This is a genomic window from Mesorhizobium sp. WSM2561, assembly GCF_000513915.1.
Lineage (GTDB): Bacteria > Pseudomonadota > Alphaproteobacteria > Rhizobiales > Rhizobiaceae > Mesorhizobium > Mesorhizobium muleiense.
In genome coordinates this window covers 187,674-201,876 of sequence record NZ_KI911325.1, presented here as the reverse complement: position 1 = coordinate 201,876, position 14,203 = coordinate 187,674, and the positions used below count along the sequence as shown (strand labels likewise).

At 57.8% G+C, this 14,203-nt stretch carries 14 protein-coding genes; 6 read left to right on the top strand and 8 right to left on the bottom strand.

Annotated features, from left to right (window positions below):
• Positions 1 to 149: 149 nt before the first annotated feature.
• The 4 genes from M727_RS0135325 to M727_RS0135310 form a co-directional block, all read right to left on the bottom strand.
• On the bottom strand, positions 150 to 1,328 hold the full coding sequence (locus M727_RS0135325; protein WP_027156443.1) for a hypothetical protein: 1,179 nt from the start codon (positions 1,326 to 1,328) through the stop codon (positions 150 to 152).
• 6 nt (positions 1,329 to 1,334) lie between these two features.
• Positions 1,335 to 3,140: an ABC transporter ATP-binding protein gene (locus M727_RS38995; protein WP_084647044.1), complete on the bottom strand. Its 1,806-nt coding sequence runs from the start codon at positions 3,138 to 3,140 to the stop codon at positions 1,335 to 1,337.
• Between the two features lie 308 nt (positions 3,141 to 3,448).
• A complete protein-coding gene (locus M727_RS38990; protein ID WP_051505889.1) occupies positions 3,449 to 4,429 on the bottom strand; it encodes a glycosyltransferase family 2 protein in 981 nt (326 codons plus the stop codon).
• A 163-nt stretch (positions 4,430 to 4,592) separates the two neighbouring features.
• Positions 4,593 to 5,240 (bottom strand): FkbM family methyltransferase, encoded by a 648-nt coding sequence (locus M727_RS0135310; protein ID WP_027156442.1) that lies wholly within the window; start codon positions 5,238 to 5,240, stop codon positions 4,593 to 4,595.
• A 418-nt stretch (positions 5,241 to 5,658) separates the two neighbouring features.
• Here M727_RS0135310 and M727_RS0135305 point away from each other — a divergent pair, with 418 nt between their 5' ends.
• Together M727_RS0135305 and M727_RS0135300 are read left to right on the top strand one after the other, a co-directional pair.
• On the top strand, positions 5,659 to 6,591 hold the full coding sequence (locus M727_RS0135305) for a GSCFA domain-containing protein (protein ID WP_027156441.1): 933 nt from the start codon (positions 5,659 to 5,661) through the stop codon (positions 6,589 to 6,591).
• A gap of 173 nt (positions 6,592 to 6,764) precedes the next feature.
• Positions 6,765 to 7,292, top strand: coding sequence for a class I SAM-dependent methyltransferase (locus M727_RS0135300; protein WP_027156440.1), 528 nt, complete (start codon positions 6,765 to 6,767; stop codon positions 7,290 to 7,292).
• A 181-nt stretch (positions 7,293 to 7,473) separates the two neighbouring features.
• On the opposite strand, the gene M727_RS44135 is transcribed toward M727_RS0135300, so the two are convergent.
• The 3 genes from M727_RS44135 to M727_RS0135290 form a co-directional block, all read right to left on the bottom strand.
• Positions 7,474 to 7,602, bottom strand: a complete 129-nt coding sequence (locus tag M727_RS44135; protein ID WP_287138750.1) for a hypothetical protein — start codon at positions 7,600 to 7,602, stop codon at positions 7,474 to 7,476.
• Positions 7,603 to 7,909: 307 nt separating this feature from the next.
• Positions 7,910 to 8,677 (bottom strand): TylF/MycF/NovP-related O-methyltransferase, encoded by a 768-nt coding sequence (locus tag M727_RS0135295; RefSeq protein ID WP_027156439.1) that lies wholly within the window; start codon positions 8,675 to 8,677, stop codon positions 7,910 to 7,912.
• A gap of 273 nt (positions 8,678 to 8,950) precedes the next feature.
• Complete coding sequence (locus tag M727_RS0135290) at positions 8,951 to 9,523, bottom strand: transglutaminase-like cysteine peptidase (protein WP_245269222.1); 573 nt, start codon at positions 9,521 to 9,523, stop codon at positions 8,951 to 8,953.
• 579 nt (positions 9,524 to 10,102) lie between these two features.
• Here M727_RS0135290 and M727_RS38985 point away from each other — a divergent pair.
• Positions 10,103 to 10,345 (top strand): hypothetical protein, encoded by a 243-nt coding sequence (locus M727_RS38985; RefSeq protein ID WP_036264594.1) that lies wholly within the window; start codon positions 10,103 to 10,105, stop codon positions 10,343 to 10,345.
• A 211-nt stretch (positions 10,346 to 10,556) separates the two neighbouring features.
• Here M727_RS38985 and M727_RS43705 read toward each other — a convergent pair whose 3' ends face one another.
• Positions 10,557 to 10,799 carry a hypothetical protein gene (locus tag M727_RS43705; RefSeq protein ID WP_027156437.1) on the bottom strand — a complete coding sequence of 81 codons (243 nt, stop codon included), beginning with the start codon at positions 10,797 to 10,799 and terminating at the stop codon, positions 10,557 to 10,559.
• 237 nt (positions 10,800 to 11,036) lie between these two features.
• Here M727_RS43705 and M727_RS0135275 point away from each other — a divergent pair, with 237 nt between their 5' ends.
• From M727_RS0135275 to M727_RS0135265, 3 genes are all read left to right on the top strand, one after another.
• Entirely contained in the window at positions 11,037 to 11,810 is a 774-nt protein-coding gene (locus tag M727_RS0135275) for a glucose 1-dehydrogenase (RefSeq protein ID WP_027156436.1), read from the top strand.
• 102 nt (positions 11,811 to 11,912) lie between these two features.
• Entirely contained in the window at positions 11,913 to 13,058 is a 1,146-nt protein-coding gene (locus M727_RS0135270; RefSeq protein ID WP_027156435.1) for an ABC transporter ATP-binding protein, read from the top strand.
• A 35-nt stretch (positions 13,059 to 13,093) separates the two neighbouring features.
• On the top strand, positions 13,094 to 14,200 hold the full coding sequence (locus tag M727_RS0135265) for a PotD/PotF family extracellular solute-binding protein (protein ID WP_027156434.1): 1,107 nt from the start codon (positions 13,094 to 13,096) through the stop codon (positions 14,198 to 14,200).
• Positions 14,201 to 14,203: the final 3 nt, after the last annotated feature.

Below are 14,203 nucleotides of genomic sequence, written 5' to 3'. Positions count from 1 at the left end.
GCTTTCGTCAGCATGGCGCGAGGGTCGCTTAAAAAACTTCTTTGCCCGATCGAGAACCTTCTGCAGTCGCTTGCCGTCAACACCTTGCGGGCGCAGGTCGGCAGCTTTTGCCTTCTCAAGGATGGATCGTCTGCTCGGCACGGCGACCCTCAACTTTCGCTAGACAGCGTCGAACGCGCCGTCAGAATCGACGAGAGCCGCTGGCCGACGTCGTCGAGCACCGCCGGCCACGGACGTCCTTCCTTGCGCATGACGACGCCGTTCGGATACCAGGGCGTTCGATCGCCAATCACCGGCCACGCTGTCTGAAACTTGTCGTCGATCAGGAAAATAGTCGGCACGCCGAGTGCTCCGGACAGATGCGCCGCCGTATTGCTGATCGTTACCACGGCATCGAGCGCGGCGATCTGCGCGGCGAAACGGTCCATATCAAGCATCTGGTCGACACTGTCATCATAGATAAGCCGTGCGTCATTGCCGTTGCGCAGGCGCCGCAGCGCTGGCTTGATCTGTCCGTATTGGAGGGAAACGAACGTCGCCTGTGTCCGGGCGACGAACCGTGCCCATTCGGGGAAATCAGGGACGTCCTTGGTGTGTGATTTGCTGCCCCAGGACAGGCCCACCAGTGGCAGATCCGTCATCGAGCGATAGCGCCTGCGGAATGTCTCGACGAGCTCAGGATCCGCTCGCAGCGGCACGAAGTCGGCGGCAAGTTTTTCGGCATCGCGTCCGAATACCCAAGCGAGATGTTCGAAGGTCGCAAATTTGTCACCGACGATATTTTGCTGTGCTGGGACCACGGTCGCATTCGGGAACGTCCGCTGCACAAGCGATACCAGGCGCGGCTCGACCCGAATCGTCGCACTTTGCGCACATGCAGCGGCGGCGCCGGCGAGTCGCGCATGGCGGATAACCCGGCCAAGACTGCGAGGGTCATCCTCCACAAGATCGATCAGCAGCCTATCCGAACCGAGGTCTTCTCCAGTCCACTCATTGGCACCTTTCCCTTTTCGTTGCCGGCGAGCGGAAAGCCGAAGCTCGGCCGCCCGCGCTAAGTTGCCCAGCCGTTCGAACGCCTGGCCTGCCTTCTGCATCATCTCAGGGTCGCGGGCACGATCGGCCATGATGGCCATTTCATTGGTACTTGCTTCAAGCCCTGTCCAGTCCCGCCGCGCGATCAGCGCGTCGACCTTGGCCTGCTGCTCAAGAACGGAACGAGGCTTGGAGCCGGTAAACAGCGTCCGCACGGTCTTTGTGTATCTGCGCAACCGCAGGCCCAATCCACCAATCACATACCGGATGTAGGAACCGTGGTAAAAACTGGTCATCGGCCTTCAGCGCAATACGCTCTGCCGCAGCTTTTTGCCGCTTTCGACGAGCGGAGCGGACGTCTCCAGATGGAAGATCGAGCGATAGATTTCGCTGCGCCTGGCAAGCTCTTCATGAGTCCCGGAGTCCGCGAGGATGCCAGCGTCGAATACGAGAATGCGATCGGCCGCCTTGATGGTTGAAAGCCTGTGCGCAATGCAGATCACAGTGCGCTGAAATGCATCGTCGAAGGCAGCCTCCATGACCGCCCGTTCGTTTTCGCCGTCGAGCGCGGATGTTGCTTCATCGTAGACAATCACCGGAGCGTTTTTGAGCAGGGCGCGCGCGATGGCAACTCGTTGTTTCTGCCCGCCCGACAGGTTGGCACCGCCCGGCCCGACAAGCGTATCGAGCCCGTTTTCAAGGTTCGATGCAAAACTTGTGACCCGGGCGAGTTCCGCCGCGGAATCGATTTCTTGATCCGTGGCGTTCGGGCGTCCGTCGCGAATATTGTCACGGATTGAACCTTCGAACAGGAAGATATCCTGTGACACCAGTGCGATATTGTCGCGAACGTCGGCCAGGCTGATCTTCGCAATGTCCTTGTCGTCGATGAAGATCCTGCCCCTGTCCGGCTCCATCAGGCGCAAGATCAGATTGACGATGGTGGTCTTGCCAGCGCCGGAGCGGCCAACGATCGCCAGCTTCTCACGAGGTCGGACCTCGAAGGAAACACCGTGCAGCGCCGGGCTGTTGCCTCCATAGGAGAAGGCCACATCTTCAAAACGGATACCGCCCTCGACGCCGGTCAGTCGCTCGCCTGCGGTTGCGAGTTGTCGCTGTTCGGGCGTGTCGATCAAATCATACATCTGCTCGACGGCAACCATTAGCTTCTGGATATCGACATTGACCCGGGCCAGCCGTTTGGCGGGCTCATAGGCAAGCAGAAAGGCGGTTATGAAGGCCATGAATTCGCCTGGTGTCTTGCCGTTTCCGAGGGTCTGCCAACTGGCATAAATGAGGAAAAGGCCGATGATGAAGCCGCCGCCCGTCTCCATCAATGGACTCATCAACGCCGATGTCCGGTTGATCTGGACGCCGCGCCTTTCCATCTTGCGGACAGCCTTAGCGAAACTGGCGATCGCCTTGTCCTCGAGCTGGAACGATTTGATGGTGCGAATGCCGTCTATGGCTTCCGTGCCGATCGACTGAACCTGTGCCGCCAGCTCTGTTTCGCCCCTTGCCAGCGACTTGATCTTTCGCGTGATCGTGCTCACCGAGAGGAAGATCACCGGCAAAGCCGCCGCCGATATAAGCGACATGGTCGGGTCCTGCACGACCATGACACTTGCCAGTCCGACCAGGGTCAAAACGTCAGAGGCCGTGTTGCTCGTCAGCGTGATGATGACGGACGCACCGGCGCGTGCATTGAACATTATCTTGGAAATGAATTTGGCCGGATGCTGATTGACGAAATGGCCAATGTCGAGGCGCATCAGCCGGGAAAACTGCCGGTGTTGGAGGTCCGACACGATGGCCCTGCGGACGTTTCCGGTCGTAATGGTTTGACCGTATGCCGCGATGCCCTTGACAGCGGAAAGTCCGATGATTGCCGCGCTGATACCCCAAACGGCGGCGGCGTTCCTGTCGATATAGATGCTGTTGATCATGTCACGCATGATCCAGGCAAATCCGGACGTCGCCGCCGCACCGGCAATCGTGCACAGCAAACCGGCGAGATACAGCTTTATGTGCGGCGGCAGGTTCTCGAGGATCAGGCGCTTGACCAGCGGGTACGCCAAGGCCGCTGAAATTCGTCTCTTTGCGCTCATTCGGTTTCCTGCTGCGATGTGTCGTCGGTGTCAGTTGGCCTTTGCCGATCCATGCGACTTTCGCGACACCGCTCGCACATCTGCTATAAATCTATGTCGGATTGCTTGTCTGTGACTTTGTTCGGACCCGCAGTCAATGCCGAATCCGGATGCCAGCCCGCGTTGACGGGATCGGCGACTATGGGAGCATACACAACTCTCCGAAGGGTCCAAGAGGAATGATCGCCTGGGCTTTGGAATAGAGCCTCCGGCAAAATCGGGCTCCCAACCGCGAGAATTGGTGAGCAGCCAAGGACCGGGTTGTCGATCTAATCATTCCAAGAAATAGCTTGGGTCAGGCCCGCACCGATTATATCCTGAATACCCGAATACCTTTGCGAAATATCGCTCATCACATTGAAGTCCGGCTTGCCGATAGTGGCGGAAAGGTATTCCTTGTATTTTGACGCACCGTTCCAATATTGGCCTTCATCGACCGCGACCTGAGCCTTCGTCGTGAAATTAGAGAAAAACTTAAAATGAAGAAGAGCGCCATAACTCTCCACGTGGTTACGCCAATAGGGTAGCGGAGCGTGAATTGAATTTAAGATCGTCAATCTATCTCCGTATACGAACGGATATTTTGTTAGGGTGTGCGTACCAAACGCCCGGCTTCTCGGGCCACCTCGGATTTTGATATTTTGCGGGCTCGTCGTGTAATCGTATCCTGAAGCATCGAAATGATCGGCTATCTCCCAAGGAGCGCGTTTTGGGTCAAACGGAAAGTCCCTTAAGTCTCCTGCCGGATACATGTCGATCATCGGCGCCAGCAGGTGCTTCATGCCTCTTTTTTGGATCCAACCGGCGAGGTCATGCAGGTCGTGGCGATCCATGCCATCATAAACCAGGTATTCATCCCCATCCACGATCACATACCACCGGTTGAACCCGTATCTGCGGATTATATCCTGTCGCCAGAAAGTTCCGCGCCCTGCTTCTCCATAGGTCTTTCGTGAGATGAATACGTCCACATCTGGCTGGCTCAACAGAAATTCCCGTGTCCCGTCCTCAGAACGGTCATCGACAATGGCAAATCTGGAAACGCCGATCGATCGATAGTGATCAAGGAATGGAATTATCTCAGGGTATTCGTTCCTGACGACTGACACAAGCAAGATTTCTTTTTGAGAAACTGGCGATAGATTTCCACGCGCTTCTAAATCGTCTTTCCTCAGCGCATTGCGAAATCTATACTGAATTGTGTCGGCAATCGATCTACGGAAAATATGAAACTGGCTTCTTTTCTTCATTTGAGCTCACAAATTTCAAGGGGCTGTCCTTACAAGGTCGCAGCGGCCATGTTCGGATCGCCATGTTTTTTTTCGAACGTCGCTCATCACTCGACTTGTTATAGGTGATGGCAAAGGTGGTTATGAAGGCGCGATCCAACTCGTCAACATCCAGGGGAGATGACTAGTGCCAGTCCAAGTTGATTTTATTGGCCCAATCTCGTTTGATTGCTTCGCGGAGCGCGCGCGTACGTTCTGCAAGCTGTGGGATTTTTTTCTCGTGGGTTTCGGCAAATATCATATCGATCTTGTTCATTAATCCACAGGATAGTATCGATTCGAGCATTGGCACTTCCGCGCCCTCTACATCAATCTTCAGTATCCTCACTGGAGATCCAAGGTTTCGAACGAAATCAACTATACTTAACTGCTCAACATCAGTGTAGTCGTCTTTCGAAATGTTAGATTTGCCTGCATACAATGAAGAGGATTGCGACCAAAAGTCTGGGTCAGAACTGAATTTAAGTGACCGGTAGAGCTTCGCAGTCCCGGATTGGTCGGCTAGCGCCTTCTGATACAGATGGACATTTTTGAATGCTCCAACGTTCTTGCGCAGCCGTTCGAAGGTGTAGGGGTCTGGCTCGAACGCATGAACCGTCGAGCCCGTCTTAGCCAGGGCCGAGGTGATCTCACCCAGATTCGCGCCGGCATCTATGACAATATCGCCTGGCTTCAGCCGCCGGCAGGCCCGTCCGAACAGATACGAAGCATTCCATGAGGGACGCCCGAACCAACGGCTGTAAGCGTGATATTTTAGCAATTTAACGTTCATAGTCACACAAAAAGATCCTGTCGACTCCACTGAACGTCGGCACCAAAATCCTCTATGCGCAAAATCCAGACGAGAGGGAGACGTTCTATGCCAATTTTGGTGCTGCTCTGCAACAGCGTCGCCGCGATTCTTGGCGTGTCTTAGAGCAGTCGCTTTAATGATCGGGGCTTGGGGCCTATTTTCGGTTGGCTTTGAAGAGAGCGTTTGCGACGATAATGGGCTTCCGCATGACGGCAGTGATTGCGAGCTTTGGCGGCGTGCCGGCCGGATTGCGGCCAGCGGGGAAGCGGGCTAAACGTCGGGCATTGTTGTCAGCGGCCAACTATGACGATCATGGAGCGATGTGACATTGCTAGAGCGAGTTCGACGAAAGTATCTTCGGCTCCGCAAGCGACTCGGGTACATTCAACCTATCCATTTGGCGGCTGCGGACAAACTGAATAACAAGTATGGCGATTTTTCCAGTTCAGGCGTCATTACAATCCGTAAAAACGCAGTATTCACTCGAAACGATATATTCTTCACGATGGGAAGTTGCTTTGCGGAGGAAATTCGTCTTGCGTTAACAAGCAAGCAGGTCGCCTGCGTTCCGTCTTACAGAAATATCAGTTTCGACCCAGCGCAAGCCATTGTAGATGAGCTGCCCGGGCGAGAGCATATGAACTTCTATAACACCTTCACTGTTCGCCTTCAGATTGAGCAAATGCTCGGCTTGTGGCATCAAGCCAATGACGACTGGTGGCAGATCAAAAAACCTGCGCCTTGGGGTCCGATCTGCTTTCAGGACCCCTACCGCCGTCTCATCCTCGCCAAATCTCCGGAAGTTCTCAAAGAGGTGATCGAGAGCATGAACAGGGAGATGCGGGTTGGCTTCGATGCGGCCACGGCATTCATATTTACCTTCGGAATGACTGAGGTCTTCATCAACAGGGCCAGTGGCAAGGTAGCAGCACAGAAACCGCTTTATCGTGGCGGAGGCGGAATGCAGGAAACGACGCTTCACGTCAGCAGCTTTCAGGAAAATTATGCCAACGTGATGGCTACCGTGGACATGGTCCGTCAACACAAACCCGATGCACCGATAATTCTCACAGTCTCACCGGTTGCATTGGCTCGGACGTTTCAAGACGCGGATGTCGTCACGGCGAACACTGAAGGCAAATCCGTTCTTCGGGCTGTGCTTGGTCAAGTCTGCCGGGAACGGGACAATGTCCATTACCTTCCCTCATTCGAGCTTGTCACCTATGGAGGCCTCACTCGTAGCTACGAAGAGGACTTACGGCACGTAAAGAGATCGGTCGTCGACGACATCGTTGAACAGTTCTTCAACGCGTACTTTGCTCCGTCGTAGGCGTCATCGTACGGACACCCCGTGCCTTGCCGCCGTGACATCGTCTCTTCGTGTCGATGGAGAGTAGCCGCAGCCATTCAGCGCTAGACGTTTGCGGACGGAAACTAGACTAGCGCAGCGCGCTCTTGACCGATATAACGCCGCCGACCTATCCAGCCACGAGAGGCTAATTCATGCTGTTTTGGAACACCCGCAAGAAATTCGCAGGAACGTGGGAGGATCGCCTCGACGGGCTGTTTTCGTGCGGGGTAGACTACGCCGGCAAGACGATCCTCGATGTCGGCTGCAATATGGGCATCGTCGCTTATGAAATCGCCAAGCATAGGCCGGCTTACATCCACGGCATCGACATCCTGAAACCGCATATCGGCGTGGCTCGCTCAATTTTTCTGGGATCTGGCGTCGAAAGCCGATTTGATGCCATGAACTTGGGGAGCCGAAAGCTTCCATCCGTTCTCCGAGACAGCTATGATGTCGTTCTGCTCCTAGCTGTTTACCAGCATGTCCGCAGGGGATTGGGCCAGGATAAGGCTGATCGCATCTTTGCCGACATCATCAACCGCGCACAGACCGTAGTGGCGCGGGTTCCAAAAGAAAAAGATATTCGTCTTCAGTCTTTAATCGAGGGCGCTGGATTCAGCTTATCTCATCGCCACCAGTCGCCGCGCGGCTGCACGGTTCAGGCTTATCATCGCCACTAGGGCTTGTTGCGTTCAGCCCGCCTTGTCGCACAGCGGCACCTTGCGCTTTGGCGCCCGATATTTCGCCACAGACTGACCGTTCCTATGTCGACCGTGACCGCGAGGTCCGATCGTGACCTTGCCGCCCTCATCGTCTATCCGGGTGTCTCCGGTAAGGTCGATCTTCTGGCCGCGCTTGACCTTAGACGTGCTGTCTCGAATGCGGGAAATTGTAGCTCGGGATCGAGACGCTTACGCCGCCCTCAGTGACACGCCGGCGCACCGTGGCAGTCACAGCCACCTCGTCGCCAATGCCTATCTCCCGCGCCATGCCAGAGATTCTGCAGCCGGCGTGGCAGCCGTCAAGGGGCGAGAATCTTTCGCTGCTTGAAGTAGCTCAAGGGTGCGGGCGCCCCGCCGGGTCCTGCAATGGAATCAAGGGACGAGGTGAGAGCCATTTCTCTGCTAGGTCCTTTGCCTGCCTCAAAGTGCGACAATTCTCGACCGCACCAGTTTTTCCCAATACCTGCTACTTTTGTTGCGCAATTTTTCTGTTTTCCCCAGTTCTTCGTGGGACTGTTTGTGCAAGCTGAAACACTGCGCGAGCCCTGCGGCTGGTTGCCGCGGAATGCCGCGCACTAGCTTGCCTTTACGACAATCGCCTGCCCCGTTGGAAGTTCGATGATGCCTTCCGGGCGGTTTTCGAAGAATTGATCAAAGGCCTTTCGGGCGCCAGGACAGAGCGCAGAGCCGTAGTCGTCACATATGATCATGCCATTCGCGCACACCCGATCGTAGAAGAAGGCGAGCGCGTCACGTGTCGGCTCGTATAGATCGACGTCGATATGGACCAGGGCGAAGCGCCGGTCAGATACGTTGGATAGAGTTTCCGGTATCCATCCGACATGAAAAGTGGTGTTGCTGAAGTCGGAAATATTCTCCCTGGCTACCTTCTCGTCGGTGCTGAGATCGCCGGACTTCCATGGCGTTCGGCCGTTTGGCTTGCGGTCCTCTGCTGTCGGTTCCGAGAGGCCGGCGAACGAGTCAAAAAGGTGGTAGTGCCGTGGCCGAAGATCGCTCATCAGCATGAATATCGTCGAGCGGCCTTGCCTTACGCCGCATTCGGCCACGTCGCCGTCGATGCGCTCGATCGATCGCAAGCAGCTTTGCAGGACGAAAGCCCGGGGATCTGGAATCCCACGGATGTTTTTGACCCGCTGCAGCGCCTTTCGGAAAAACGGCTGGTCTTTCCAGACCATATGACTGGAATAAACATAGAAGCCGTATTTGTCGGCCTTCTTCTGAGAGACCTTATACCAGGCCACGCCTCTGCGTTTTTTCGAAATGACAGCAAGTGCCGCGTCTCTCAATTTCATCCTGTATCCTCCAGCATTCGACATGTCCATAACACGGGCAGAAGAGAAAGCTCTACCGGCATCAGGCGCGGAATGAAATCGAGTTCCGGCTGAACGACATTGGCTTATCGAGCGCCGCAAGGAGCGCGTCCCGGTGCTCGTAATAAGCCTATGCCTGGAATGGAACTCCCATGCAGTGCGACTCAAGATCACGGGTCATGTGCCTGGGCCGGTGCGGAAACAGACGCGGAGCCGGGCATCCCTGGCCGTTCTCCGGCATGGAGCGCCGGCGCCAGGCATTGTCGATCCGCTAATTCGGGAGGTTCAGTCGACTGCCCCGACCAGTACATCGGGGTGTTCGATTATCGCGACCCAGCGCCCGGTATGCGTAGACGACTGCCTTTTTATAAATCGATATCCAGTTACCGACCAAGGCTTCACATCGTCGTTGAGGTTGTCGAGCACATAGTCGCCTTTGTCGGTCTTGACGGTCAGCACCGCGTGCCCCTCGCCGTCCGGCTTCCTGACGACGGTGATCAGAAGGTTCGACAGCGATATGCCCTGCTGCCTGAGCAACCGGCGCTTGAGCAGGACATAATCCTCGCAGTCGCCGAGCGCGTGGTCAGGATATGACCAGAATTCCATCATGCCGTGAACGTCCAGATCGCTCGCGGGCCTGATCGATCTGTTCACCAGCTTGTTGACGGAGGCGAGCTTGCCTTCCATGCCCGCGGACAGAAGGACTGGAGCGCTCTTGCCTGATCGTATTGCGCACTCCGCGGCCCGCCGTCTGCAGAATTCGATGTAGCCGACAGGGATGGAGGTTGGCTGCCCGGTGGCCATGGCGCCAGGCACGACGTCGGCCGAAGCCTTCTCCATCGGCGTCGCGGACATCATCAAGCCTATCAGTAGGCCGGCACACAGCCATGCCCGCGGTACCACCAATCCCATTCGCCCCGCCCCAGAGGTAACAACCCGAAACAATCTTTAATACCGCGTTACCATCTTTTTTTGGGCGCATCAACACAGCCGCCGCACAATTTAAAGCGACGGTCGCGAACCACCTGACGATGGACGCCGCGAGGTCGCCCGATCAGCAAATTATGCGTTCACCCGATCAGGGGAATTGTCCCGCTTTTACGTCATCGGCGTTCTTCGGCGGCTCCGCTTACCTGGACCTGATGACGGCGCCCGACAGGTATCTGGCCGCGCAAACGCCGACAGGCGGCCGAAAAAAATTGTAGCCAAATTTGTCGAAGTCCAAGAGCGGCGGGACCTCGCATGGATTCTCATACATTCGGATACACTTCGATAGCACTCGGGCAAACCTCTGCGACAGGCCTAGCGTAGTTTCATCCGTGCAGGAAGCCTCGTCATGATGGCGAGACAGGGAGCCGACGGGATTTCGCAAAGCAGGAGTCAATTCCGCGCGAGCCGCCGTCGGCGGGTCTGCTCATTATTGAAAGGAACAGCACGATGAACAAACTTGTAACCGCTATCGCCCTCCTCGCCCTGTCGACAGGCGTCTCGCTCGCGGCCAATCAAAACCCGGACCGCGACCCGACTCGCGGCTTCGCTCTTGGCGTCGACAACAGCGGAATGACCTTGGATACCAGTCACACGGCTTCCTTGCCTCAACCGGTGGTCGCTCCGAAAGAAGAACAGCCACAGCCCGGCAAGGTTCTTAAGGGTCGTGCGCCATGGGCGGGCAGCCGTTGATACGCTGGACTTTTCCTCCCAGGCAAAATTGTCCAATCACCCCGCATTCAGCGGGGGTGGTTGGACAAGGGCGCTCAGGAAAATCGCACCGTTAGGGTGAATTCAACATCTCAGGCGAGCCTTTCGAGGCGCCATGGCGAACAACCATGCGACAAGGCAGGCTCGGGCGACTTCTTTAGCGTCTCGGAAATGAATCTGGCAGCAGGGAAGATCAAAGCTCCGCGTCAACCTGCCGAGCGCCCCGGATCGCCGCTTCAAGGTCAATTTCGACGCCATAAGCGCTAGCGATACGCGCGTAGAACGTCGACGCCGGCTCATGACCGGCTTGCCGGACCTCATAGGATTCCAGCGCGCGCTCAACCACGTCGGCGATCGAGCGGTTCTCGCGCCGAGCCAGCCGGTGCGCAAGATCACGAGCCTTTGCGCTGCGCACGGAAAGCCGCGGTTCGACCATGTGGGACTCCCTTTGCCGTTGATAGAGCTTAATGGCTTTGCCAGCGAGACGCCAGTTGATGGCGTTCTGATGGGGGGCCATCCGGGATGCCGTCGTTCAACCGATCGCCGCAAACCGGCGCCGCGCCGTTTTGGTGGCACCCCCCGCAATAGCTCAAGATGTATAGACAATCGGCCGCAACTGGTGTTCGTTTCCAATCCGACCGCATGGTTTTTTTCGGGAATGCAGGAAACCGCCATGGACGCCGCTCGCCTGTTCGACCTGACGGGAAAAAAAGCGCTGGTGACGGGCGCCAGCCGCGGCATCGGCCAGGCCATCGCGGAGGCGCTCTCGGCGGCCGGTGCCGATGTGGCGGTGACCGCCCGCGACGAAAATTCCCTTCGTGAGACGGCGGACCGAATTAGCGCACATGGGCGAAGGTCGCTTTGCCGGTCTCTCGACGTGCTCGACACCGATCGCATCCGCGTGGTGGTCGACGAGGTGGCGGATGCCTTTGGTGGGCTCGACATTCTGGTCAACAACGCCGGCTACGAAAAAGTCCAGCCCTCGCTCGACGTGGACGAGGCGGTATGGGACCGCATCGTATCGACCAATCTGAAGGGCGCCTTCTTCTGCGCGCAGGCTGCGGCGCGGCGGATGGCTGCCGACAACAGCGGTGGCGCGATCATCAATCTTTGCTCGCTGACCTCCTATGTCGGCATCCCGACCGCGGTACCCTACGGCTCATCCAAGTCCGGGCTCCTGGGCATGACGCGCGCACTCGCCGCGGAATGGGCATCGCTCGGCATCCGGGTCAACGCCATCGCCCCGGGGTATTTCCATACGGCGATGACGGACGCCTTTTATCAGGATCCCGATTGGCAGACGGCGATGCTGGCCAAGATCCCGCAGCGGCGCTTCGGCACGATGCAGGATCTGGCCGGCGCTGTCGTGTTTTTGGCGAGCGGGGCATCCGCCTATGTCACCGGGCATTGCCTCCCGGTCGACGGCGGCTATCTCGCATCCATCTGAGCGACTGAGAGGATCGTGTAGACCGAGCTTGTATATGGTTGTATATACCACCTGACACGCTGGGCGTTCTTGCATGCGACCGGCGACAAAAGGGGAACCACAATGCAGGAGCGTTTTCGGGCCGCAGCTTCGCACGTAGCGGAAGGCGACGGGGAAATCGCCGTCACGGTCCGCAACGTCGGGATGGACTTCGATGGGGTTCAAGCCGTCAAGAATGCGTCCTTCGATCTGCCGAAGGGCCGGTTTCTCACCATTCTCGGGCCGTCTGGGTCCGGCAAGACAACCCTCCTGCGCATGATCGCCGGGTTCCAGACCCCGAGCAGCGGCGAGATCTTCATCAACGGTGAAGCGGTGAGCGCGGTGCCACCGCACAAGCGGTCGATCGGCATGGTCTTTCAGAGACTTGCCTTGTTTCCTCATATGACGGCGGCCGAGAATGTCGCCTTCCCGCTGAAGATGCGTCGGCGCGACGCACGCACCATTCCCGACCGCGTCGAGCGATATCTCGCGCTGGTCCGGCTCGGAGGCTACGGCGGCAGGCGCATTCACGAACTGTCCGGCGGGCAGCAGCAGCGCGTCGCGATTGCGCGCGCGCTGGTGTTTGAGCCCGACCTGCTGCTTCTCGACGAGCCGCTCGCCGCACTCGACCGCAAGCTGCGCGAAGAAATGCAGCTCGAATTCCGCCGCATCCAGCGTGAGCTCGGCGTCACCACGATCAACGTCACCCACGACCAGCGCGAGGCGCTGGTGGTTTCCGACGATATCGTCGTCATGGATCAGGGCGAGATCCAGCAGAAGGCACGACCGATCCACACCTACCGCCAGCCCCGCAACGCCTTCGTCGCCAATTTCATCGGCGTCACCAACTTCATTGCCGGCACGGTACGGGCCGTATCGGAAGCGGGCGATGTCTCCGTCGTTCGGGGTGATCTGATGCTTGCCGGAAAGCTCGGCGATCCGGCCAATCCGCCTGCCGAGGGCGACAAGGCATCGGGAGCGATCCGCGCCGAACAGATCCGTCTCGCCGGCGATGCTGCGCAGCTGTCGACGCTCGATTGCGTGCTGGCCGGGACTGTCACCGACACCATCTTCGAAGGCGAGCGCACGGTCTACGAGGTCGCCTGCGCCGCGATTGGCGACGAGGTCATTCGCGTTTTCGACCATGATCCCGCCGCGCACACGCAGTTCGACATAGGCGAAAGCGTGTTCCTGGGGTGGAACGCCAGGGACATGCTTGTTTTTCGATAGAACCGGAAACCGGTCAAACCCAGAGGAGAATGCAGATGAAGCGCTTCAAGCCGAAGATATCCCATGTTTCCCGCAGAACCTTCCTTCAGGCCACAGCTGCGCTCGGCGGCGCCTCGGCGCTCGGCCTGCGCGGCGCCTATGCGCAGGAGCCCGAAAAGCCGGCGGAGATCATCGTGCGCGCCTGGGGCGGCAGCTGGGTGGATAGCCTGAAGGCCGGGGTGTCCGACAGCTTCACCAAGATGACGGGGATTGCTGTCCGTCACGACCTGACCGAAGACAACGAGATTCAGCCCAAGGTCTGGGCGGCCGTGGCGCAGAAACGCGTCCCGCCGATCCATATCAACTGGGACACCACCACCAATGCCACGAAATCGGCACTGCGCGGCGTGACGGAAGACCTCTCCGACCTGCCGAACCTGGCCAATGTGACGGACCTTGCCAAGCCGGCCGGCCTGGAAGGTTTCCCGATCGTCAATACCTACGGTTATGTCTATGTGCTTGCCTATCGGCCTGCGGCATTCCCGGATGGACCGCCCAAGTCCTGGAAAGATCTGCTCGACCCGAAGTTCAAGGGTCGGCTTGCCTTCTACAATGACGGCATCGGCTTCCATTTCCCCGCCCAGGTCGCCGGTGGTGGCAAGCTGGAGGACATACCGGGCAACATGCAGCCGGCTTGGGATTTCATCACCAAGATGAAGGCACAGCAGCCGCTGCTCGGCGAGGATCCCGACTTCACCACCTGGTTCCAGAACGGCGAGATCGACGCCGCCTGCACCATTTCGACCAACGCCCGAGAGGCCCGCAAGAACGGCGTGAAAATCGAATGGGTGGTGCCGGAGGAAGGTGCGAAATTCGACACGGACGGTCTGTGGATTCCCAAGGGCCTGCCGGAAAACGAACTCTATTGGGCCAAGCAGTACATCAATCACGCCCTGACCAAGGAAGCCCAGCAGATCTGGCTGGATGGGCTTGGCTTGCCGGGCGTAGTGCCGGGCCTCACGCCGCCCAAGGATCTGGTGGGCGATCCGTCCTATCCGACCACCGAAGCGGATTTCCAGCGCCTTATCCGCATCTCTTCGAAGATCCAGGTCGAGAATGAGAGCGAGTGGTTTTCCAAGTTCAAGGCGATCATGCAGGGCTGACGC

What these genes read in the sequence shown, in the direction of transcription:
- M727_RS0135270 (WP_027156435.1), top strand. Translation starts at nt 11,913, where the DNA reads ATGCAGGAGCGTTTTCGGGCCGCAGCTTCGCACGTAGCGGAAGGCGAC.
- M727_RS0135325 (WP_027156443.1), bottom strand. Translation starts at nt 1,328, where the DNA reads ATGACCAGTTTTTACCACGGTTCCTACATCCGGTATGTGATTGGTGGA.
- M727_RS43705 (WP_027156437.1), bottom strand. Translation starts at nt 10,799, where the DNA reads ATGGTCGAACCGCGGCTTTCCGTGCGCAGCGCAAAGGCTCGTGATCTT.
- M727_RS0135310 (WP_027156442.1), bottom strand. Translation starts at nt 5,240, where the DNA reads ATGAACGTTAAATTGCTAAAATATCACGCTTACAGCCGTTGGTTCGGG.
- M727_RS44135 (WP_287138750.1), bottom strand. Translation starts at nt 7,602, where the DNA reads ATGGCGCGGGAGATAGGCATTGGCGACGAGGTGGCTGTGACTGCCACG.
- M727_RS0135275 (WP_027156436.1), top strand. Translation starts at nt 11,037, where the DNA reads ATGGACGCCGCTCGCCTGTTCGACCTGACGGGAAAAAAAGCGCTGGTG.
- M727_RS38995 (WP_084647044.1), bottom strand. Translation starts at nt 3,140, where the DNA reads ATGAGCGCAAAGAGACGAATTTCAGCGGCCTTGGCGTACCCGCTGGTC.
- M727_RS38985 (WP_036264594.1), top strand. Translation starts at nt 10,103, where the DNA reads ATGAACAAACTTGTAACCGCTATCGCCCTCCTCGCCCTGTCGACAGGC.
- M727_RS38990 (WP_051505889.1), bottom strand. Translation starts at nt 4,429, where the DNA reads ATGAAGAAAAGAAGCCAGTTTCATATTTTCCGTAGATCGATTGCCGAC.
- M727_RS0135265 (WP_027156434.1), top strand. Translation starts at nt 13,094, where the DNA reads ATGAAGCGCTTCAAGCCGAAGATATCCCATGTTTCCCGCAGAACCTTC.
- M727_RS0135290 (WP_245269222.1), bottom strand. Translation starts at nt 9,523, where the DNA reads ATGATGTCCGCGACGCCGATGGAGAAGGCTTCGGCCGACGTCGTGCCT.
- M727_RS0135300 (WP_027156440.1), top strand. Translation starts at nt 6,765, where the DNA reads ATGCTGTTTTGGAACACCCGCAAGAAATTCGCAGGAACGTGGGAGGAT.
- M727_RS0135295 (WP_027156439.1), bottom strand. Translation starts at nt 8,677, where the DNA reads ATGGACATGTCGAATGCTGGAGGATACAGGATGAAATTGAGAGACGCG.